The 21,000-nt window shown below is 70.3% G+C and carries 20 protein-coding genes; 6 read left to right on the top strand and 14 right to left on the bottom strand.

Annotation, left to right across the window (positions count from 1 at the left end):
• Positions 1-32: 32 nt before the first annotated feature.
• A complete protein-coding gene (locus ACFC96_RS09405; protein WP_376611169.1) occupies positions 33-992 on the top strand; it encodes an NAD(P)H-dependent flavin oxidoreductase in 960 nt (319 codons plus the stop codon).
• A 272-nt stretch (positions 993-1,264) separates the two neighbouring features.
• Here the strand turns inward: ACFC96_RS09405 and ACFC96_RS09400 are convergent, their stop codons facing one another.
• The 10 genes from ACFC96_RS09400 to ACFC96_RS09355 form a co-directional block, all read right to left on the bottom strand.
• Positions 1,265-1,771 (bottom strand): iron chaperone, encoded by a 507-nt coding sequence (locus ACFC96_RS09400; RefSeq protein ID WP_376611167.1) that lies wholly within the window; start codon positions 1,769-1,771, stop codon positions 1,265-1,267.
• A gap of 58 nt (positions 1,772-1,829) precedes the next feature.
• On the bottom strand, positions 1,830-2,456 hold the full coding sequence (locus ACFC96_RS09395) for a glyoxalase (RefSeq protein ID WP_376264361.1): 627 nt from the start codon (positions 2,454-2,456) through the stop codon (positions 1,830-1,832).
• A 5-nt stretch (positions 2,457-2,461) separates the two neighbouring features.
• Positions 2,462-2,905, bottom strand: a complete 444-nt coding sequence (locus ACFC96_RS09390) for a helix-turn-helix transcriptional regulator (RefSeq protein ID WP_376611165.1) — start codon at positions 2,903-2,905, stop codon at positions 2,462-2,464.
• Between the two features lie 67 nt (positions 2,906-2,972).
• The gene (locus tag ACFC96_RS09385) at positions 2,973-3,383 is read right to left on the bottom strand and encodes a VOC family protein (protein ID WP_340460511.1); all 411 of its coding nucleotides are present in this window, start codon (positions 3,381-3,383) and stop codon (positions 2,973-2,975) included.
• 108 nt (positions 3,384-3,491) lie between these two features.
• Entirely contained in the window at positions 3,492-4,529 is a 1,038-nt protein-coding gene (locus ACFC96_RS09380) for a chitinase (protein WP_376264598.1), read from the bottom strand.
• 143 nt (positions 4,530-4,672) lie between these two features.
• The gene (locus ACFC96_RS09375; RefSeq protein ID WP_376611163.1) at positions 4,673-5,242 is read right to left on the bottom strand and encodes a hypothetical protein; all 570 of its coding nucleotides are present in this window, start codon (positions 5,240-5,242) and stop codon (positions 4,673-4,675) included.
• A gap of 96 nt (positions 5,243-5,338) precedes the next feature.
• Positions 5,339-5,812 (bottom strand): TetR/AcrR family transcriptional regulator, encoded by a 474-nt coding sequence (locus ACFC96_RS09370; RefSeq protein WP_376611161.1) that lies wholly within the window; start codon positions 5,810-5,812, stop codon positions 5,339-5,341.
• Between the two features lie 294 nt (positions 5,813-6,106).
• Positions 6,107-7,246 (bottom strand): hypothetical protein, encoded by a 1,140-nt coding sequence (locus ACFC96_RS09365; RefSeq protein WP_376611159.1) that lies wholly within the window; start codon positions 7,244-7,246, stop codon positions 6,107-6,109.
• 298 nt (positions 7,247-7,544) lie between these two features.
• A complete protein-coding gene (locus tag ACFC96_RS09360; RefSeq protein ID WP_376611158.1) occupies positions 7,545-8,288 on the bottom strand; it encodes a cysteine hydrolase family protein in 744 nt (247 codons plus the stop codon).
• Positions 8,288-8,872 (bottom strand): isochorismatase family protein, encoded by a 585-nt coding sequence (locus tag ACFC96_RS09355; protein ID WP_376611156.1) that lies wholly within the window; start codon positions 8,870-8,872, stop codon positions 8,288-8,290. Before ACFC96_RS09355 ends, ACFC96_RS09360 begins: the two co-directional genes overlap by 1 nt.
• Positions 8,873-9,087: 215 nt before the next feature.
• On the opposite strand from ACFC96_RS09355, the gene ACFC96_RS09350 reads away from it, so the two are divergent.
• The 3 genes from ACFC96_RS09350 to ACFC96_RS09340 all read left to right on the top strand — a co-directional run bounded on the left by ACFC96_RS09350 (position 9,088) and on the right by ACFC96_RS09340 (position 12,243).
• Entirely contained in the window at positions 9,088-10,086 is a 999-nt protein-coding gene (locus tag ACFC96_RS09350) for a GlxA family transcriptional regulator (protein ID WP_376264382.1), read from the top strand.
• Between the two features lie 67 nt (positions 10,087-10,153).
• Positions 10,154-10,798 carry a TetR/AcrR family transcriptional regulator gene (locus ACFC96_RS09345; RefSeq protein WP_376611155.1) on the top strand — a complete coding sequence of 215 codons (645 nt, stop codon included), beginning with the start codon at positions 10,154-10,156 and terminating at the stop codon, positions 10,796-10,798.
• Positions 10,795-12,243 (top strand): MFS transporter, encoded by a 1,449-nt coding sequence (locus ACFC96_RS09340; RefSeq protein WP_376611153.1) that lies wholly within the window; start codon positions 10,795-10,797, stop codon positions 12,241-12,243. The genes ACFC96_RS09345 and ACFC96_RS09340 overlap by 4 nt, the downstream gene beginning before the upstream one ends.
• A gap of 63 nt (positions 12,244-12,306) precedes the next feature.
• Here the strand turns inward: ACFC96_RS09340 and ACFC96_RS09335 are convergent, their stop codons facing one another.
• Positions 12,307-16,536 (bottom strand): S8 family serine peptidase, encoded by a 4,230-nt coding sequence (locus ACFC96_RS09335; protein ID WP_376611152.1) that lies wholly within the window; start codon positions 16,534-16,536, stop codon positions 12,307-12,309.
• 90 nt (positions 16,537-16,626) lie between these two features.
• On the opposite strand from ACFC96_RS09335, the gene ACFC96_RS09330 reads away from it, so the two are divergent.
• A complete protein-coding gene (locus ACFC96_RS09330) occupies positions 16,627-17,577 on the top strand; it encodes a helix-turn-helix domain-containing protein (protein ID WP_340459702.1) in 951 nt (316 codons plus the stop codon).
• Between the two features lie 206 nt (positions 17,578-17,783).
• Here the strand turns inward: ACFC96_RS09330 and ACFC96_RS09325 are convergent, their stop codons facing one another.
• The 3 genes from ACFC96_RS09325 to ACFC96_RS09315 form a co-directional block, all read right to left on the bottom strand.
• On the bottom strand, positions 17,784-18,512 hold the full coding sequence (locus tag ACFC96_RS09325) for a DUF899 family protein (protein WP_376264394.1): 729 nt from the start codon (positions 18,510-18,512) through the stop codon (positions 17,784-17,786).
• Between the two features lie 206 nt (positions 18,513-18,718).
• Positions 18,719-19,966: an RNA polymerase sigma factor gene (locus ACFC96_RS09320; protein ID WP_376611150.1), complete on the bottom strand. Its 1,248-nt coding sequence runs from the start codon at positions 19,964-19,966 to the stop codon at positions 18,719-18,721.
• Positions 19,963-20,307 carry a YciI family protein gene (locus ACFC96_RS09315; protein ID WP_376611149.1) on the bottom strand — a complete coding sequence of 115 codons (345 nt, stop codon included), beginning with the start codon at positions 20,305-20,307 and terminating at the stop codon, positions 19,963-19,965. Before ACFC96_RS09315 ends, ACFC96_RS09320 begins: the two co-directional genes overlap by 4 nt.
• 277 nt (positions 20,308-20,584) lie before the next feature.
• Here ACFC96_RS09315 and ACFC96_RS09310 point away from each other — a divergent pair, with 277 nt between their 5' ends.
• Complete coding sequence (locus tag ACFC96_RS09310; RefSeq protein ID WP_376611566.1) at positions 20,585-20,998, top strand: hypothetical protein; 414 nt, start codon at positions 20,585-20,587, stop codon at positions 20,996-20,998.
• The last annotated feature ends 2 nt before the right edge of the window (positions 20,999-21,000 follow it).

Genomic DNA, 21,000 nt, shown 5'->3' with positions numbered 1-21,000 from the left:
GAAGGAGCTCGGCGGGGAGCGATGATGTGGCCATGACGTTGTCGACGGCGTTCACGGAGATGTTCGGCGTGCGGTACCCGATCGCGCTGGCGCCGATGGGCGGGTCGGCCGGCGGCGCGCTGGCCGCGGCTGTCGCACGCGGCGGCGGGTTCGGGTTGCTGGGCGGCGCGTTCGGCGACCCGGAATGGCTGGCGCGCGAGGTGCCGATCGTCGCGGGCACCGACAGGCCGTGGGGTGTGGGACTCCTGACCTGGGCAATCGACGTCGACGTGGTGGAACGGGCACTGGAGTACGGGCCGAAGGCCGTGATGCTGTCGTTCGGCGACCCGAGCCCGTACGCGGAACGTGTCCGCCGAGCGGGGGCGCTGTTGATCCTTCAGGTCACGGATCTGGAGGAGGCCGGGCAGGCCGTGGACCTGGGCGCCGACGTGATCGTGGCCCAGGGCACCGAGAGCGGCGGGCACGGAGCCCGGCACGGACGCTCCACCTTGCCGTTCGTGCCGGCGGTCGTGGATCTCGTGGACCCGGTGCCCGTACTGGCGGCCGGCGGGATCGCCGACGGCCGCGGCGTGGCGGCCGCACTCGTGCTGGGCGCCGCCGGAGCGCTCATCGGCACCCGCTTCCAGGCCACCACCGAGGCCCTGGCGGACCCCTCGATCACCAAGGCGATCCTCGAAGGACACGGCCGGGACACCGAGCTCAGCTCGGTACTGGACATCGCCCGCGGCTCCCGATGGCCCACGAAGTACCCCGCCCGCACCCTCGGCCACCCGTACCTCGACCGCTGGCGCGGCCGCGAGGCGGAACTCGCCGCCGACCCCCAGGCCCGTCAGAACTACCAGGACGACGTGGCACGCGGCACGGTGCCCCCGCTGCCGGTCTGGGCCGGCGAAGCCGTCGACCTCATCACCGACCTCCCTTCGGCAGCCGACCTCGTCCCCACCCTGGCCGCGCAGACGGAGGAAGCACTGCGCCGCGCGGGACGCGGCTGAGACGCCAACACCCCACGTGGTGACGGCTCATGGGCCGCGCACCCACGGCTAGACCGGCAGACAGCTACGGCGAGAGACTACTTTCGGTTGCTTCCGCGCTCCTCGAGCCAGTCCTCCAGCAGGGGGATCACGGCTCGGACGTCCTCACCTCAGATGCTCCCGGCGACGGCAGTAGGGATCACGCGGGCATCAACTTCCGTGCACGGCGCGGTGATTGAGAGAGAACGAAGTGGAGGAGGCCGGGCGGGCACCGCCCCCGAGGCGGGCCGGTCTCAGCCGGCCGCCCGCTTGATGAGTTCGCCGATCCGCGCCTCGTCGTCGGCGTTCAACTCCGTCAGGGCGTACGCAGACGGCCACATGGCGCCGTCGTCGAGCTTCGCCAGGTCGCTGAAGCCGAGCGTGGCGTATCTGCTCTTGAACTTCTGTGCGCTCTGGAAGAAACAGGCGACCTTGCCGTCCCTGGCGTACGCGGGCATGCCGTACCAGAGCTTCGGGGCCAGGTCCGGGGCGCTGGTCCTGACGAGGTCGTGGATGCGCTCGGCCAGGGCGCGATCCGCTTCCTGCATCCCGGCGATCTTGGCGCGCACCTCGCTGTCGCCGTCCGCCTTGGCCGTGCGCGATCCGCGTCGAGGGGCTGCCTTGAGCTCCTTGGCGCGCTCCTTCATCGCGCCTCGCTCCTCGTCGGTGAACCCGTCGTACGTCTTGTCGGCCGTGACGGTGCCGGTAGTGGTCCTGGCACTCTTCGTGGCGCTCTTCGTGGTCCTCTGCGTGTTCGTCATGGCAGGTTCCTCTCGGGCAACGCGCGGTCAGGGCAAGGCGGAAGGGATCGGCTTCGGGTCAGGCCGAGGAAGCGACCGTGGTGGCCTGCCAGGCGAAGTCGTCCGGGTCGGTGAAGGTCCCGGCGTCACCGCCGAGTACGAGCCGGTGCGATCCGCTGCCGTCGACGGGGACGCCGACATCCTTGGCCAGCGCGCGGCGCCCGTAGAGAGCCAGCTTGACCGGGCTCGAGGGTGTCTCGAACTCGACGTACTTGCGGCCGAAGCTCTTCGCCACGGCCAGACCACGGTCGACGTAGAACTGCCTGCTCGCGGCCACGTCCGCCACGCCCAGCAGGAGCACGATGCTGTCGATCTGCCGGGTCGCCGGGCCTTTGTCCTTCCGCGCGGACGTGGCGACCTTCCAGATCGTCCCGTCCGGTGCCCGGACGACGCCGCCGTATCCCCACAGGGACTTCGTGACGGGCTTGAGCGGTGTGGCGCCGGCGTCGAGGGCGGTGCCGACGAGCGCCTTGACGTCGGCCGGCTGAGACACGGTGAGCGAGAGCGAGAAACCGCGGAAGCCGGTCGTCGGCGCCTCGGAGGCGCTCAGCCCGATCTGAGTGTCCAGGCCGAAGGCGGCGGTGTAGAAGCGCTGGGCGGCCGTGGGGTCGGCCACCTCGAGGGTGATGGACTCGATGGAGGTCATGGACATCACGCTAGTTGTGGCTCGGTGGGGATTGCTTCTCCATTCCTGACCGGTATCGGCGGCGTCCAGGTCGCGGCTGCCGCCGTCCCGGAGCGGTATGCGTTCGGCGTCACGCCGGCCAGCTCGGTGAAGCGGGCACGGAAGACGCCCTGCGACGCGTAACCGACCAGGAAGCCGACCTCGGTGACCGTGAGGTCGCCGCCGCGCAGCAGCGCCTTCGCCCGCTCGATGCGACGCGCCGTCAAAAAAGCGTACGGCGACTGGCCGTACGCGAGCCGGAACTGGCGGCTGAGATGCCCGGCCGGCCAGTTCACCCGACGGGCGAGCGCCTCCATGTCCAGCGGCTGCGCGTACGCCAGGTCGATCCGGTCACGGACACGGCGCAGTCGCACCAGGTCCTTGAGCCGCTGATCCTGGGCGAGCGCGCGCCCCCAGGCGGGATGGCACATACGACACCTGCCTTCATCGGTATCCGCGCGCGCCAGGGGACCCCGGGGCCACCTGGCGCGGCAGGGCTCAGCGAAGCTCCTGGATGCGGACCATGTTGCCCGCGGGGTCACGGAAGGCGCAGTCACGGACGCCGTACGGCTGCTCGGTCGGCTCCTGGACGACGTCCACGTCGGCTGCCTGCACCTTCTCGAACGTGCCGTCCAGGTCCCGGGTGGCCAGCAGGATCCAGCCGTAGGTGCCCTTGGCCATCATCTCGGCGATGGTGCGGCGCTCGGCCTCGCTGACGCTGGGGTCCGCGGCCGGCGGGGCGAGGAGGATGGACGTGCCGGGCTGGCCGACGGGGCCGACCGTGATCCAGCGCATCTTGCCCTGGCCCACGTCACTGCGGACCTCGAAACCGAGGACGTCGCGGTAGAAGGCCAGGGAGGCGTCAGGGTCGTCGTGCGGGAGTGAGGTGGTGTGAATGGTGATGTCCATGGACCCACGTTAGTAGCGGCACGGCGGACCGCGCTTCTCCAATCCTGACCGGCCGGGCCGGATCTCACCCCAGTGGGGCCAAGGGGGCGTGCCGACGACTCGGTGCGGCTACTGTTCCAGCCCCTTCACGTTGTCCCCGAACGTCCACCCCTTCGACCCGTCCCAGTTGATCGACCAGGTCATCAGCCCCTTGAGGCCGTCGCCGTACGTGTTCCATGCCTGCGAAACCAGGCTCGGCGACATGTAGCCCCCGCCCGCGCCGGACTGGGCGGGCAGGCCGGGGACCTGCTTGTCGTAGGGGACCTTGATCGTGGTGCCCTGGACGACGAGGCCCTGGTTGAGGCAGTCGGTCTGGGCGGTGAAGCCCTGGACGGTGCCGGCCTCGTAGGAGTCGCCGGAGCAGCCGTACATGCTGCCGTTGTAGTACTGCATGTTGAGCCACCACAGGCGGCCGTTGTCGGCGTACTTCTTGATGATGGGCAGGTACGCGCCCCAGATCGAGCCGTAGGTGACGCTGCCGCCGGTGACGTACGCCGTCTCGGGGGCCATCGTCAGGCCGAACCCGGCGGGCATCTGGGCGAGGATGCCGTCGATGATGCGGATCAAGTTGGCCTGGGACGTGGAGAGTTGGCTGATGTTGCCGCTTCCGGTGAGGCCCGTCTCGATGTCGATGTCGATGCCGTCGAAGTTGTACTGCTTCAGGATCGGGACGATCGTCTCGACGAAGTGGTCGGCAACGGCGGTCGAGTTGAGGTCGATGCCCGCCGCCGCGCCGCCGATGGACATCAGGATGGTCTGGCCCGAGGCCTTCGCCTGACACATCTCGGCGGGGGTCGCGACCTTCACGTTCGTGTCCATGCCGTCCTCCCACAGCGCGGTGCCGTCGGAGCGGATCACCGGGAAGGCCGCGTTGATGACGTTGTAGCCGTGCTGTGCCATCTCGGGGTTGGTGATGGGGGTCCAGCCGAACGGCGGGTGCACGCCGTTGGACGCGCCGTCCCAGTTCTCCCAGTACCCCTGGAGGACCTTGCCCGCCGGTCGCGGTTTGGTGGCGCAGGTGTCGGCGGCGGGGGCGGCGGGCGCCGCGACGAGGACGGTGGAGAGGGACGCGGCCGCCGCGAGGGCTGCGCCGAGGAGACGGGACATACGGCTGCGACGGGACATGGGGGCCTCCGCAGGATCGCCGGGCGAGTGGGGGTTGGCGTGAGCATGACGCACGGTAGAGAGGTCCAGACCTTTCGTCAATGGGTATGGACCAATGGGGAGTTGGGGCAGAGATACCGTCGGTGCTAGTACGTCGCGCGCCGCCGCCGCGGCCGGGCCGCGCTCCCGTCCGCGGCGTGGGGGCGATCCTCCGGCGCCGAGCGCTCGCCCTGCGCACGCAGCGCGGCGAGCCCCGCGACGACCTCACCGCGATGGGCGGCCGAGGTCATCCAGCGGGGCAGCCTCGGGATCATCGCCAGGGACGACGACGCACTCCCGCGCTCCCTCAGGCGCGCCCCGATGTACGCCGCGAGCGCGTCCACATGCCCGATGTCGTACGCCCACAGCAGCCGGCCCGCGCAGCGCGTCTGCAACCACAACGGCAAGCCGAAGAACGGCTCGGCCGGGCCGCCGAGCGTCGCGCCGATACGGGCGTTGCCGCGCCGCTCCGGCTCCCACTCGGCCGTGGCGCCGCAGCGCGCGCAGGCCAGCCGCCTGGGCAGAAACAACAGGTCTACGGAGTGGCGGAGTTCGGGCCCTCCCGGCCGGGGTACGACCACGGCGCGCCCGGAGCAGCGGGGGCACACCACGAGGATGCGGGCGGCGAAGCCGGCCAGCATGGCGCCCTTGTCGGCGTGCCGGTTCACGGGGTCCACGGAGGCCTCCCCTGCGTACTTCGACACTCGAATCCGCTTACCTCGACCCGTCGAATCGTACGCAGCGACTGACCACACCGTGCGGTCCGCGACAGCTCACAGGCCGCCTTCCGTCCCGGTCAGCGCATCGAGATCGAGCACAGCACCCAACGCCCCCTTCAGCGCACCGACGCACATCCCGTGCAGTTCGGCGCGGGTGAACGACTCATTGGTCAGCCAGTCCACGCAGAGCACACGGACGAAGACCAGCCAGCTCGTGAGCGCGGCCGACACCAGGTGCGTCGGACCGTCGCCGAGCACCGTCGCCTCCAGCAATCGCCGTCGCAGCTCGGCCAGTTCACCCGTGATGATCGCCTGGATGACCGGATCGCCGGCGAGCACCCGGTTCGCGGCGAGCACGGTGTGCCGGTTGGCGGCGAAGTAGTCGAAGTGCGCGTCGAGCCCTGCCGACAGCTGCTCCATGACGGGCGCCGACTGGTCGAGCCTGGTCGCGGCCAGCAGTTGGTCCGCGGCCTGTCGGTAGACCTCGGCGAACAGGGCCGGTTCCAGCCGTAGCCCGTCAACAATCATGAGATCGGCCTTGCTGTCTCACGCGGCCCGTGCGCCGGCAGCCCCGTCTCCACCGGACCCCTGAACGGGACCGTCGCCGCCGGGGACAGCCTGGAGGCCAAGTCCCTGAAGGTCGTGGTCATGGGTATCACCGTGACCTGCAACGCCACATCCGCCCAGGCATCCGGTCCGTTCGTCCTCTGACGCGCCGGGCCGGCCTCGACCGACGGTGCCGCCCCCTTCGCGTGGGCGGGCGGCGCCTCTCGGCCTGCACGTTCTACGCGCCTACGAGCAGACGCGTCTCCGTGCCCGTGGCTACTTCCTGACCGGGCACATCCCCTCGGAGAGGGTGTTGTACGTGGGAGCGCTCTGCGTCGTCGCCGTGCCGCCTCCGCCCAGCTGGATGAGGATCTCGTCGGACAGCAGGTCCTCCTTGCCCTTCAGGGCGTCGGCGACCTTCGTGTCCTTCGGGAACACCATCTCCGCGGCGATGTTGTCCTGCACGATCCGGGCGAGGTTGTCGAGCGCGGTGAAGATCGGGTCCTTCGGCGTCTCGAGGCCGGGCAGGTCGATCAGGTGGGTGGCCACCTTCGCCGCGTTCATGCAGTCCTTGATGATGATGGTGTTCTGGTTGAGCACGCTGGTGGTCCACTGCGACAGCACCACGCAGTACAGGTCCGCCCATGCCGCCTCACCGACCTTCGCGCGCCAGGTCTTCATGATGTCCTGCACACCCTTGATCTGGGCCTGCGCGGCGTGCTCCATGTTGACGCGGATGTCGGGGTAGACGCTCCCGGAGAAGTCCTCGAAGGACTTCATGTCGAACACCTTCGCCTGGACCGAGGTGTTGATGAACTCCAGCGCGGCGTCGAGGATGTGGCCGCACGACGTGGTCAGCGCGGCCGGCAGGCCGGCGGCGGGAAGGTTCTTGCGCGCCGTGGTGAGGGTGGCGGCGTAGGCCTGGAGGGGTTCGATCCACGCGGTGGACCTGTCGTCGTTGAACGCCACCAGAAGGAGGTCATGCGGGTCGATGCGATCGGCGTTCGGCAGGTTCGGGATCTTGTCCGCGAGGTACGAGGCGATAACGGAGAAGCAGCCGAGCGGAACGTGAGCGATGGACTTCGCCAGCTCGAACGTCTCCGCCACGGGGTTGACGGACTCCTGGCCGTTCGCCGTCACGAGGGTGAATCTGCCGCCCTTCGCGTCGTTCTGCACCACGATCACCGGCGACAGATGCTTGACCAACTCCGCCTTGAGAGTGGCGTAGTTGGAGCGCATTCCGGCGTTGACAGCGAAGATCGAGTCCTTCGCCTGCTGCTGGGTCACCGAGACCGCGGTCGTACTCGCCGTGTCCGTCAGCGGGGAGTCCGCGGCACTCGGGGACGCCGAGTAGCCCAACAGCGCGGCGGTGCTGATGCCGGAAGCGCTGCCGATAAATCCTCTGCGCGTAGCCATCTTCGTTTTCTCCGTAGCGATTCGATGCGCGAATGTCGAGTGAGTGGGGGGACCATCTGCATGGCGGTGATGTGGGACATGGGGGGAAGTCCATCGGTCGGGTGAGTCACTTGTGGGGGCCTTACTTGTGGGGGGGCCTTACTTGTGGGGGTTCTTCTTCTGGGGGATCACAGGGCGTCGGAGGGGGAAGGAATGCGCGTTCCTTCCCCCTCTCAACGCCGAACGCCGAACGCCGAACGCCGAGCTCAGAACTCCGAACTCGGAACTCCGAGCGAGGCGAGTGCTGGGCGAGTGCCGGCTACTTGAGTGCGCTCTGCTTGGGGACCACGACTCCGTAGAGGTCCTGAACCGTGGCGAGCGCGGCCTCGTGCACCTGCTTCGCGGGGATGCCGTTCGGGTTGCCCTTGAGCGGCAGCGGCCGGGTCGCGGAGGCGTCGCCCACCACGGTCGGGTTGTTGCCGTTGAGGAACGCGCCCTGGGTCGTGAACAGGGTGCACATGTTGGTCATGAATCCGGCGATGATGACGTTCTTGCGCCCGGCCTTCTTGACCTCTTCGGCGAGATCGGTGTGGTGGAAGCCGTTGGGGACGGTCTTCTCGACGACAGGTTCGCCCTTCGCCGGCTTGAGTGCCGGGATGATCTGGCCCGCCTTCGACTTCAGGTCGTAACCCTTGTCGACGATGTGGATGACCGGTGTGCCCGCCGCACGGGCGCGCTGCAGCAGGGCTTCGGCGTTGTTCACCGCGGAGTGCCAGCCGTCGAGTTCCATCACACCGTGGGTGTAGGTGTTCTGGTAGTCGACGAGGATCAGCGTCGCGTCCGAGAGCTTCGCCGGGGTCTCGTCAAGCTTGTTGAGCTGCCGCAGCGTCGTCGTGTCCTTCGCGACGTTCTTCCCCCCGCCGTTCCCGCCGGCGTTCTCTCCGGCGGGCGACGGTTTGCGGTCGGTGCGCGCGGCGGCTTCGGAGCTTGCGCCGCACGCGGTCACGGTGGCCGTGAGAACGGTGGCGAGACCCAGCGCGGCGGCTGAACGCAGCAGCTTCATCAGACGATCTCCTTCTGGGTCGGTACGACGACGCCGTACAGGTCGGCGATGGTGGCGAGGGCGCTGTAGTGCACCTGGCAGGCGTCGAGGTCGGTACCGGCCACGGGCAGTGAGCGGGTGGCGGTGGCATCGGCGACGACCGTGGGGCGGTTGCCGCGCAGGAACGCGCCCTGCGCGGTGAACGCCACGCACATGTGCGTCATCCAGCCGGCGATGACGACGTCCTGTCCCTCCGGGACGTGCGAGCCCAGGTCGGTGTCGACGAACGCGTTCGGGACCTGCTTGACGACGACGGCCTCACCCTCGACCGGCGCGACACGGGGGTGGATCCGGCCGATGTCGGCCCGGATGTCGTACGGGGTGCCCTCGCCGCCGTCGTTGATGACGTGGACGACCTTGGTGCCCTCCTGGCGGGCCCGGGCCAGCAGCTGCGCGGCGGCGTCGAGCGAGGCCTCCCACCCGTCGAGTTCCATCACGCCCTGGGTGTAGGTGTTCTGGAAGTCGATCAGGATCAGCGTCGAGTCGGCCAGCTTCGCGGGCGTCTGGTCGAAGCCGTTGAGCTCGCGCAGCGTGGTTCTGGACATGGGTGTACCGCCTTCGGTCTTCGCGTGAGGTTGGCAGCCCGAGCGATGCGGTGGGCTACGACCAGAACGCTATGGCCCGGCAGGCGTGTCGACAATGACGTCTAACATGCAGATACCGACATGCCGCGCGCACATCACCGATCGCCAACTGCCCACTGCCCACTGCCCATCGCAGTCGCCGATCGCGGATCGCCGGTCACCGACCAGGGGGACTCATGCAGGACATCGCCAGACGGCTCATCGTCATCGTCCTCTTCGAAGGCGTCGATCTGCTCGACGTCACCGGGCCACCGGAAGTGTTCTCCCTGGCCCGGCGCGAGACCGAGGACGCGGCGGGCTATCGCGTCGTCCTCGCGGCCGAGAGCATGGACCCGGTGACCACCTCCGCCGGAGTCCGCATCCTTCCGGACATCACCTTCCGGGAAGCCGCCGGGGGAAGCATCGACACCCTCATCGTGCCCGGCTCGGTGGAGGTCGACAGCGAGCGTCGTGTACGCGCGCTCGTCGACCCCGAGCTGGTCGGCTGGGTGAAGACCCTCGCCGACCGGACGCACCGGGTCACGTCCGTCTGCGTCGGAGCGCACCTCCTCGCCGCGGCCGGGCTGCTCGACGGCAAGCGGGCGACCACGCATTGGTCGACCGCGCCCCAACTGGCCGCGGACCACCCGGCGGTGAAGGTCGACGCCGATCCGATCTTCATCCGTGAAGGCAACGTCTGGACCGGAGCCGGCATCAGCGCCTGCCTCGACCTGTCGCTCGCCCTGATCGCCGACGACCTCGGCGAGGCCGTCGCGCTGCGCGTCGCCCGACAGCTCGTGATGTACCTGAAACGGCCGAGCGGGCAGAGCCAGTTCAGCGTTCCCCTGGAACAGCTCGCCACGACGCGGCGGATCGAGGATCTGCGTCACCACATCATGCGCAACATCGGCCGGCCGCTGACCGTCGTGGACCTGGCCGAGTACGCGCATGTCAGCGACCGGCACCTCACGCGGCTCTTCAAGACCGAACTGGGCATGACCCCTCATGCCTACATCGAATCCGTCCGGGTCGAGAAGGCGCGCCATGACCTCGAATCCTCCGACGCCACGCTCGAACGCATCGCGTCCACCTGCGGGTTCGGCACGACGGACACCCTGGTGCGGGCGTTTCGACGGCGGCTGGACACGACGCCGACGGAGTACCGCCGCAGATTCCGGGTGCCGCAGACCCGCTGACGGCCGAGACCGCCTGCCGCCTCCGGATGCATAGACACTGTCTACGCGGCACTGGTAGACAGTGTCTATGGCTGATGAGAACTCTCTTCGCGAGCGGCTGATCGACGTCGGTGTGGACCTGGTCCTCACCGAAGGTTCCGCGTCCGTGGGGCTGCGGGAGATCGCCCGACGGGCCGGGGTGTCGCACGGGGCCCCGCGCCGGTACTTCGCCACGCACCACGCCCTGCTCTCCGCGATCGCGCGACGCGGCTTCGAGGACCTCGCGGCCCGATTCGAGACCGCCGTCGACCCCGAGGCGCCACCACGCGCCCAACTGGAGCGGCTCGCCAAGACCTACGTCGGGTACGCGCTGGAGTGTCGCGGCATGTTCGAGCTGATGTTCCGCCACGACCTGCTCGACGGCGCGCAACAGCGCGACGGCCGAACCCAGTTGCGCACCTCCACGCTTCCGCTGTTCGAGCTGCTGGCCACACTCGTCGACCGGTGCGGGAAGGAACCGGGCGCCGTACGTCGACCCGGCGCGCCCGGCGATTCGGCCCCGCCACCCACGGTGACCGCCGCCGCCCTGTGGGCCGGGCTGCACGGCATCGCCCAGCTCTGGACCTGGGGAAGCCTGCAACTGGCCCTCGCCACTCCCCCGCCCGGTGATGAGGAACGCGACCGGCTCGTCACGGCAGTCCTGGACGCGCACCTCGGTCCGGTGGCGGCATGAGCACGGCCGCACCGCGGCCCTTCGCCCTCCTCGCCTCCGTGTCCGGGGCGATGATCGTGGCACTGGACGGGACCATCCTGCTCGTCGCGCAGCCCAGCCTCCGCCATGATCTCGACGCGAGTGTGGCCCAGGTGCAGTGGACGAGCACCAGCTACCTGATCGCCGTCGCCACGCTCCTCGTCGTCGCCGGGCGCCTCGGCGACCGCTACGGACACGCACGGCTCCTCTTCACAGGTGTCCTCGGCTTCGGCGTCGCGTCGGCCGGCATCGCGCTCGCGCCCACCGTCGGCTGGGTCATCGCGCTGCGCGCCGCACAGGGCGTCTTCGGCGCGCTCCTCCAGCCCGCGACACTCGCCCTGCTGCGACTCGCCTACCCACCGGACCGTCTCGGCAGACCCATCGCCGTCCGCACCAGTGCGATCGCGGTGGCCGCCGGCATCGGTCCGGTCCTCGGCGGGATTCTGGTGCAACACCTCGGATGGCGTGCGGTGTTCTGGGTCAACGTGCCCGCCGCGCTGGTGATCGCAGCGCTCACCCTCTCCGTCCGTACGCCGATGCCTGAACGCACCGGCCCACAACGGCTGGACCTCGCCGGCACCGCACTGCTCACGGCGGCACTCGCGGTGCTCGTCCACACTCTGGCCGGCGTGCCGGGGCACGGCTGGACCGCCGCGTCGACGCTGCTCGAACTCGCCGTCGGCCTGGCCCTGTCGGCGGTACTCGTCCTGCACGAGCGCCGCGCCGCGCACCCGATCGTGCCGCGTGCCGTGGCCCGGTCCGTGCCCGTGACGTCGGCCATGACACTCCTCCTGGTCATCAGCGCGGGTCTGTTCGGCGCCCTGTTCAGAGCCACGTTCTACCTTCAGGACGCCCTGCGCCTCGCCCCGCTCGCCACCGGTCTGCGCGTCCTTCCGCTGACCGCGCTGATGGTCCTGGGCGCACCCGTGGCCGGCGTCGCGCTGCGCCGGTACGGTCCACGGCGCACCGCCGTCGCGGGCACGGCTCTCGTCGTGATGGGCATCGCGCAACTGGCCCGGCTCGGTCCGGCCGGCCCGTGGCCGTCCATGACAGCCGCCTTCGCCGCGCTCGGTGCCGGGTTCGCGACGGTGATGGTCACCGCCACCGGGACAGTCGTCGGTGATGCGCCGCCGGGGTACGCCGGAGTCGTCGGAGGGCTCAAGCAGACGGCGATGAACATCGGCCCGTCGCTCGGCATCGCCGTAGCGGCCGGCGCGACGGGCGCAGCGGGAGCGACCGGTGCGCCCGACGCCTCCGCTTCCACGATGACCAGCAGCCTGCTGCCCCTGGCCTTCCTCGCTCTCCTCGGCCTGATCCCCGCCTTCCTGCTGCCTCGGCACGCGAACGGCGACGTCGAAGCCGCTCCCCCGCCACGACAACCGGCCCCGCAGAAAACCCCTGTTGCGGAGGTCGGCGAACGCCGGTAGCAGCACGAAGCGCCGCACGCGATCCCACCCCAGGGTCACGTGCGGCGCGTATTCGGGCGAGGATCAGAGCTTCAGGCGGTGCACACCTCCCTGGACCGTGCCCACGTACAGCCGGCCGCCGTCGGCCGCGAGGCTGGTCGCGTCGAGGTTCTGCAGACCGGTGGAGATGTTCTGCCAGGTGCGGCCCCCGTCCGTGGAGCGCAGCACTCCGCGGCCGCCGCGCGGCAGAGCCGTCTCCCAGTAACTGGTGGTCGCCGCGTACAGCGTTCCGCCCACCTGGAGCAGATCCCTCACGCGTGTCGGCAGCTTGCCGGTGTCGCCGGTGCGGAAGGTCTTTCCGCCGTCCGTCGACACCTTGATGGCGTCGCCGCCGGTCAGCATGCGCGAGCCGGTGAACTCGATGGTGTCGACGCGGCCGTCGGTGACCTTGGTGATGTCGTCGCCACCGTTGTCCGAGCGGTACAGGCCGTCGGGGGCGCCGAGCCACAGCCGGTCGGGGTTCTTCGGGTCACCGGCGACCGCGGTGAAGTACGTCCGGTCGTTGAGCAGGTTCTTCCAGTTGGCTCCCCCGTCCTCGGTGGAGAACAGGCCCACGCCCAGCAGGTTGCCGTACGAGACATACACGCGGTCGGGGTCGGCGGGGTGCACGGCCATCGCGTACACCGTGCCGTCGCTCTCGCCCTTCTTCTTCCAGGTGACGCCCGAGTCGCCGCTGCGCTCCAGGCGGAAGCCGCCCCAGGCGTTGTACTGCACCCGCCAGACGATCCGTGAGTCCTTGGGAGAGGTCTGCAGCAGGCGGGTCGCGACGCCGATCCTGCCCTCACCCCCGGTGGTGCCCCACTCGGCCCCGGAGACCGGGAGCCGGGAGCGGTGGGTGCCCTGCCAGCCGGCCGCGAGCAGCTGGTCGCCGCTCACCGCCAGGGAGTTGACGGTGCCGCCCTGGACGCCCAGACGCCGGTAGTCCTTGCCGTCCGCCGTGCCCCGGTACACGCCCGCCGCGTCCGCCGAGACGGTCAGTGAGCCGTCGGCCCAGCGGTCGAAGTCGGAGACGGTCGAGGAGCGGTTGACGCCGGGGATGGTGCTCCACTCGCGGCCGTGGTTGCGGCCGACCCGGGTGTCACCGCCGTAGCTGACGTACAGGTCGCCGCCTGTGAGGGTCATCCCGGAAGCGCCGTATCCGTGATTGTCCAGCGCCGCCCAGGTCTTGCCGCCGTCGAAGGAACCGACGATGCCCGAGCCGATCTCGTAGATCGCCACGACCTGGCTGTCCGCGACCACGTTGACGGAGACGCCGCCGTCCACCGAGTCGTGGACCTTGACGGCTGGGCCGAGCGTGCCGGTGGAGAGGCCGTCGCGCTTCCAGAGCGACGTGCCCGCCGAGAGGTAGAGGCTGTCGCCGCCGATCGCCAGGTCGTAGACGTGGTCGGCGGGAAGGCCTATGGGCTCGGACGCCCAGGTGTCGCCACCGTCCCTGCTGATCAGCAGATCGGTGGCGGTGCGGGCGACGAGGGTCTTCGTCGCCTCGTCGGCGAGGAAGTCGTAGACGGGGGTGTCGGGGGTGTTCAGGGTCTTCCAGCTGCGGCCGGCGTCCTCCGTGCGCAGGATCGAGCCGGTGCGGGGGATACCGGAGGCGCTGTTCGCGGCGTACCACCAGCGCTTGGCGTTCGTCGGGTCGATGACGGTGAAGGCCTGGCCCGACACATTGCCGAGCGGCAGCCTGGTGTGCTGCTTCCAGGTCGCGCCCTTGTCCTCGGTCGACCAGGGGCCGGTCTTGTTGTACTGGGTGAGGACGGCGGACCCGGGGTCGCTCTGCGCGGTGCTGATGTCGCCGCTCTCCGAGTTGGGTCCGACCGGCTGCCAGCGGGAGTCGCGGCTGTCCTCGGGGGTCACCTCGAAGCCGTCGCGGTTGCTCGTCAGTGTCTTGCCGTCGGTGGTCCGACCGGTCACCGAGACCAGATGGGCGCCGGTGCCGCGACCGGTGATCTCCGCCTGGTAGACGTTCCCGGAGCGGAGTCTGGTGGTGACCGAGTAGGGCCTGCCGTGCGGCGGGGTCACGGTGAGGACCGGCGACTTCGCCAGCGGGGCCGGCGTGAAGACGACCGCGGTGGACCTGCCGTCGCTCGGGTCGGGGCCCGCCTGCACGAACAGCTGCCGCACGACCAGGAGATACGGGACGCGCAGGGCCGCGCCGCCCTCCGGCGTGACCGTGACCATGCCGCTGATCTCGGCCTCGCCCGCGGGGCGGTCGGCGCTGAGGGTGACGGTCGCGGTGGCGCTGCCACCGGCCGGGATGCGCAGGGTGCGCGGGCTGACCCGCGCCTCGCCGTCCACCTTCAGACGAACGGTGCGGGTCCGGGTTCCTGAGTTGTTGACGGTGAGCTTCTTGCTGCCGCCCACCGTGTGCCGCGCCAGGTCGGCGAGCCCGTACGAGAGCGTGGCCGGATTGGTGGTGACGGCGGTGTCCGCCCGGTCCGCGGCCGCCGCGACGTCGAGTCGGCCGGAGCCCTTGGTCGTCGTCCCGTAGTCCTTCAACTTCCGTGCGCTGCCCACAAGTTCGGAGGCGACTTTCGCAGGGGTCTCACCGGGGTGGAGCTGACGCAGCAGCGCCGCGGACCCGGCGACGTGCGGTCCCGCCATCGACGTACCCGACATGCGGTAATAGCCGGGCGCGTAAAGGGACTTGGGGACGGTCGAGCGGATGTCGTAACCCGGGGCGACCAGGTCCGGCTTGAGGTCCCAGTTCAGGTCGGGGCCGCGCGAGGAGAAGGAGGCGATCTTGTCCGTGACGTCCGTGCCGCTGATCGTCACCTCGACCTTGCCGTCCGCCAGTCGGCGGCCGAGCTCGGCGTACTGGGTCGAGTCGACGCCCAGCATGACCATGGAGTCCATGCGCATCGAGTCGCCGGACTCCTTGACGGAGGTCGTCGGGGCGAGCGGCACGGTGCCGTCCGCCTTCGCCGGCGGCTCAACCGCGGTGTCCGGCCGGCCCGCGTCCTCCGGCTGTCCGGCGAGCACCGGACCGCCGCCCGAGCTCTTCCCTCCGATGATGGCGAGCGCCCCATGGCGCTCCGCCTCGCGGGCCATCTCGATCTCCCAGGCGGACAGATGCTCCTGGGTGTCCGCGACGAGCATGTCGATGCGGACGGCCTTGCCCTTGACGTCTCCGGCCCGCTCCCAGTCCTCCGCGGTGCCCTGGCCGAGGTCGACGACCTCCGTCGTGACAGGGGCCGCGGGCGGGTTCGCGGAGATCACGCCGCGATACGTCTGGATCTTCTTGCCGCCCTTGTAGGTGGCGCCGGGTATGCGCAGCCCGCTGATCGAGGCGCCGACCGCGATGACGCCGTCGGCGGCGGCCGGGGTGCCGACGGTGCCGCTGCCCGGACCCTCGTTGCCGGCCGAGGCGACGACGACAACTCCGGCCTTGGTGGCGGCGGTTGCGGCCAGGCCGAGCGGATCGTCGCCGTCTCCGTAGCCGCCGAGGCTCATGTTGACGACATCGGCACGGTGCGGATTGGCCGGGTCGATCGCGGCCTCGATACCGGCGACGATGTCGGAGGTGTAGCCCTCGCCCGCATCGTTCATGACCTTGTACGCAAGGAGGTTGGCGCCCGGGGCCACACCGGTGACGCCGCCCTTCTCGGCGGCCTTGCCGGCGATGATGCCGGCTACATGGGTGCCGTGGCCGTTGTCGTCCATCGGGTCGGCGTCGCCGTTGACGAAGTCGTAGCCGCCCACGACCTTGTGGCCCTTGCCGAGGGCGCCGCCCAGGTCCGGGTGGGTGTAGTCGACGCCGCTGTCGAGGATGGCGACGGTGACGCCTTTGCCGTCGGCGCCGTTGCCCGCCGGGTCCTTGCGCTGCCAGACCTCCGGCGCGTTGATCAGCGGCACACTGTCGTCGGTGAGGATGCGCACCTTGGTGTCGGGGACGACGGAGGCCACCCCGGGCAGTTGCTTCAACTCGGGTACCTGGGAGGCCTTCACGGTCACGGCGACCGCGTCGAGCAGCAGGTTCAGGCGGCGCGGGGAGCCGGTGCGCAGTCCGGCGTCCTTCGCGTCAGCGAGGAACGTCTTCTGCCGTGCGGCGAGGGAGGCGCGGTCGGCGCCGATCTCCTTGGCGTCGGCGGAGCTCAGCCGGCCCTTTCCCGTCGCGGCGGCGGCCCCGGACAGCGTGACGATGACACGCTGCTCGGGATCCTGATGTGGGTCCGCGGTGGCGGACTGGGGCACCGCGGACAGCAGGCCGCCGACAACGGCGGCCGTGAGCCCGGCGGTGAACATTCTTCGAGGGGTCATGCCAGACGAATTAATCGGACGCGAGTGGTCCAGACAACGATTTGGCCTGGCCCATTGCTGCCCCTGGCACACACGGGCCAAGATCCGCCCATGCCTCAGCTGACCGCCGCAGGAATCGAAGCTTTCGACGAGAGCGTCTACCGCGCGATCCTCGTCCGGCACACCGCCGCGCCCGCCGAGCTTGCGGGTGACCTGTCCTGCTCCACCGAGCGGGTCGCCCGCGCCCTCGACCGACTCCGCGAGAACGGCCTGGTAGGGCGGCTCGCCGGAACCCGCCGCCGGTACGCGGCCATTGAACCGGGCGCGGCCCTGGAATCCCTGGTCCGCTCCCGAACCGCGGATCTCGACGGCGTGCGGGCGGCGGCCGGCGAGCTCTCACGCCTGTTCGCCGCGGCCCGGCAGGGCGGCTCCGAACAGGTCGAAGTCATCACCGGCGGCGAGGCGTTGGGCCGATGGTTCGTACAGCTTCAGCAGGAAGCGCGCGACGAGGTCATCACCCTGGACCGCCCGCCGTACGCGCTGACCACCTCCAACCCGGTCGAGGCGACCGCCCTCACCCGGGGCGTCCACTACCGCGCCGTCTACGCCCCCGAGGCACTGGAGTGGCCCGGAGTCCTGGGCGACATCCGCGAGCTGGTGGCGCACGGCGAGCAGGCCCGCGTACTGCCGGGCCTGCGCATCAAACTGGCCATCTCCGACCGCCGCCTCGCCCTGATGCCACTCACCCTCGACTTCACCACCGAGGTGCGCGCCGCGGTCATCCGCCCGTCAGCCCTGCTCGACGGCCTCATCGACTACTGGGAGCTGTGCTGGCGCACCGCGACCCCGCTGGGCGCGCCCACCGAGGACGACCCCCTCGGCGAGGAGGACCGCCAGATGCTGACCCTCCTCGTCGGCGGCCTCAAAGACGAGGCGATAGCCCGCCAGTTGGGCTGGTCGGTACGGACCATGCGACGCCGGATCAGCCGCCTGCACGAGGAACTGGGCGCCGCGAACCGTTTCCAGGCGGGGGTGATCGCGGCGCGTCGCGGGTGGATCTGAATTCCCTTCAGCCGTCGGCCGGTTGAGCGACTAGGGCCTGTCGTCACATTCCCGTCGTCCGCCCGAGGGGCGGGCCCGGCGGCGTCTGGTGCGTGCGATCGCAAGGCGCCGGAGAGCCCTTGTAGCGGAGCTACCAGGGCTTTTCGGCAACGCCGCGAGCGGGCGTGCCAGACGCCGCCGGGCAGACGGGAATGTGACGACAGGCTCTAGTCCCCGGCACCTTCGAGGTCGTCGGAGTGGCCGGACCGCAGCCGTGGCCACTGGGCGGTGGGGCGGCCGTCGGTGCGCACGTAGTTGCCGCTGATCTGCGGCCAGCCGGCGGGCGAGTCCTCCCACGGCTCCTGCCGCCCGTACGCCGTCCGGTCCAGCAGGCTGTACGTCTGGTCCATCGCCTCGACGCCACGGCCGGTGGTCCAGTACGTCTCGAACACCCGGTCTCCCTGGCGCAGGTAGCACGCAAGCATGAACGGGCCACGCCCCGCCATCAGTGTGTCGATCGACTCCCGGGCCGAGTACCAGGGCACGTCCCAGCCCATGAAGTCGCGGTAGCGGACGCTCTCCTCGTACGGGCCCTGGCACAGCGTCGCGTAGGTGACGTCACGGGAGTGCAGGTAGGACAGCTCGCGGACCTGACTGTTGAAGAACGTGCAGCCCTCGCACTGCTCGGCGGCGGGGTGGTCGGCGTGCCACATCTGGAAGTACGCGATGAGCTGCGTGCGGCCCTCGAAGGCGTCCAGCAGCGTGACCTGACCGGACGGTCCGGTCAGTGGGGTGCCGGCGTCCACTTCCACCATGGGCAGCCTGCGGCGGGCCGCCGCGATCGCGTCTCCTTCGCGGGTGTACGCCTTCTCCCGGATCCGCAGCTCGTCCAGTTCTGCCTGGTAGGTGGCACGGTCGACGGCCTTGGGCGCCGGAGCGCTCGTTTCGGTGCTCATGAGAACTCATCCCTTCATGTCCTGTCCGGAGGATCCAGTCCCGAGGATCCAGTCCGGAGGGGCGTGTCCAGAGGGCGCCTGTCCGGAAGGTCTCCTCCGGCTCTTGCTCGGCCCACCTCCAGAGTGACGGTCACCCCACCGACGAAGCCGGCACCGCCGGATCGACACCGGCAGCGAAAAAGTTCGCGGAATGTTGGCGACGCTCGTCAGTGGTCGTCGTTTCCGCTGGTCAGCTCGCTGATCCGGCTGGTCAGATAGCGACGCTCGGCCTCGGTCGGCGCCAGTTTCAGCGCGTCCTCGTACGCCCGTCCGGCCTCGGTCGTCCGGCCGGAGCGGCGGAGCAGGTCGGCCCGGGTCGCGGGCAGCAGGTGGTAGCCGTCGAGGCACCCGGATGCCGCCAGCTCGTCGACCAGTGCCAGACCGGCCGGGATGCCGTCCGCCATCGCGACCGCCACGGCCCGGTTCAGCTCCACGACCGGAGACGGGGCCAACCTCGCCAGCTCCCCGTACAACACCGCGATCTGCGGCCAGTCCGTGCTCGCCGCGTCGGGCGCGGTGGCATGGCAGGCGGCGATCGCGGCCTGGACCTGGTACGGCCCGGCACGCCTTCCGGCCAGCGCCTGGTCGAGGATCTCCACGCCCTCGGCGATCAGCCCCCGATCCCACCTGCGTCGGTCCTGATTCTCCAGCGTGACGAGCATTCCGCCGGACGTACGGGTCATGCGGCGGGCCTCGTGCAGCAGCATCAGGGCCAGCAGCCCGCGCGGCTCGGGTTCGCCGGGCATGAGCCGGACCAGGACCCGGGCCAGCCGGATCCCTTCGGCGGTCAGCGCTCGGCGGGCGTCCTCGCCCTCGTCGTCGTACCCCTCGTTGAAGATCAGGTACAGCACCGCGAGGACGGCGGCGAGTCGCTGCGGCAGCAGGTCGGCGGTCGGCACACGGTACGGGATGCCGGCCTCGGCGATCTTGCGCTTCGCGCGGACCAGCCGCTGCGCCATCGTGGGCTCGGCCGTCAGGAAGGCCCGGGCGATCTCGGCGGTGCTCAGCCCGGCCAGCGTCCGCAGGGTGAGGGCGACCCGGGCCGGGAAGGGCAGCGCCGGATGGCAGCAGGTGAAGATCAGCCGCAATCGCTCGTCCGGGATGTCCTCCACCGGCGGTTCATCCTGCTCGGGGGTGATCAGGGCGAGCCGGCGCAGCTTGGCCGCGCCCACGGCGTCGCGCCGCAGCCGGTCGGTCGCGCGGTTGCGGGCGGTGGTGGTGAGCCATGCGCCCGGGCGGCGCGGCACGCCGTCGCGTGTCCAGGTCGTCAGCGCCGCGGCGAACGCGTCCTGCGCGCAGTCCTCGGCCAGGTCCCAGTCGCCCGTCATCCCGATCAGGGTCGCGACCACCTGGCCCCACTCGTCCCGGAAGGCCGCGTCGACGGCCGTCCTGACCCGGTCGACCGGCGCGGTCATTCCCAGAGCGGGCGGATCTCCACGCCGCCCCAGCGCGCGTAGGGATGGCCTTCGGCGATCGCGATCGCCTCGTCCAGGTCCTCGCAGTCGACGATCACGAAGCCGCCGACGAAGTCCTTGGTCTCCGCGAACGGGCCGTCCGACACCAGGGTTTCGCCGTCCCGGACCCGGACCGTGGTCGCGTCCACCACCGGACGCAGCCGCGCACCGACGAGCATGCCGCCCCGCCGGTCGAGATCCGCGAGCCAGGCCTGGTGCACGGGGTCCGCCTCGAGTTCCTCGTTGCTGGGTGAAACCTTCTCGTCGTCGCAGATGAGCAGCACGTATTTCACCCTGTTCATTCTGCCGCCGCTGCCGCCGGGATGAGGGACGCGCATCGCATCGCGGACGGGCGCCACCGCTCTGCGTGCCGTGACGGCCCCACCGAGTGGTTGTCTTCGCCTGTCCGGCCGTTGACCCAGTTGCCCTCGACGCTTCCGGCCGGGGTCAGGGTGCCCTTGTCGCGGCCATGTCGGACTCGTGCTTCGGCCCGGTCGCTCGCCGGCGGTCACGGGGCCGGGTCTACGGGGCCGGGTCCGGGCTTCTTCGTGAGCGTGAGAGTCTCTGGGCGTGTCAGAGATGTCGAGCCGGTGGGAGTCGGCTCTGACCGAGGCTCTCTCCCCTTCGTGGTCGCGACGTGTACGGGCCGGGCGTGACCTTGCATCGTTCTCCCATGTCCCCGAGGCCGCGGAAGCGCTGGTGAGGCTGCTCCTGGACGCCGGGGACACGGCGGTCACCCGGCAGACGTCAGAGGCCCTGGCCCGCGTGGGAACGGTGGCGTCCGTAAGGCTCCTCGCTCTCGCGATCGCCGGAGCCGACGACAGCCAGGCCGACTGGATGGAGACCGGCGTGCAGGACGCGCTCGTGGAGACGGACGGTGCGCCGGACCTCGCAACGGTGTGCGGACACCTCGGTCGTGACTCAGAAGCAGCTGTCCGTCGAGGTGCCGCGGAGATCTTGGCATGGACGGACGACAGACCGGGTCCGCCATGACC

It is taken from the genome of Streptomyces sp. NPDC055955 (assembly GCF_042270245.1).
Taxonomy (GTDB): Bacteria; Actinomycetota; Actinomycetes; order Streptomycetales; family Streptomycetaceae; genus Streptomyces.
This window is presented reverse-complemented; position numbering and strand designations above follow the sequence as displayed.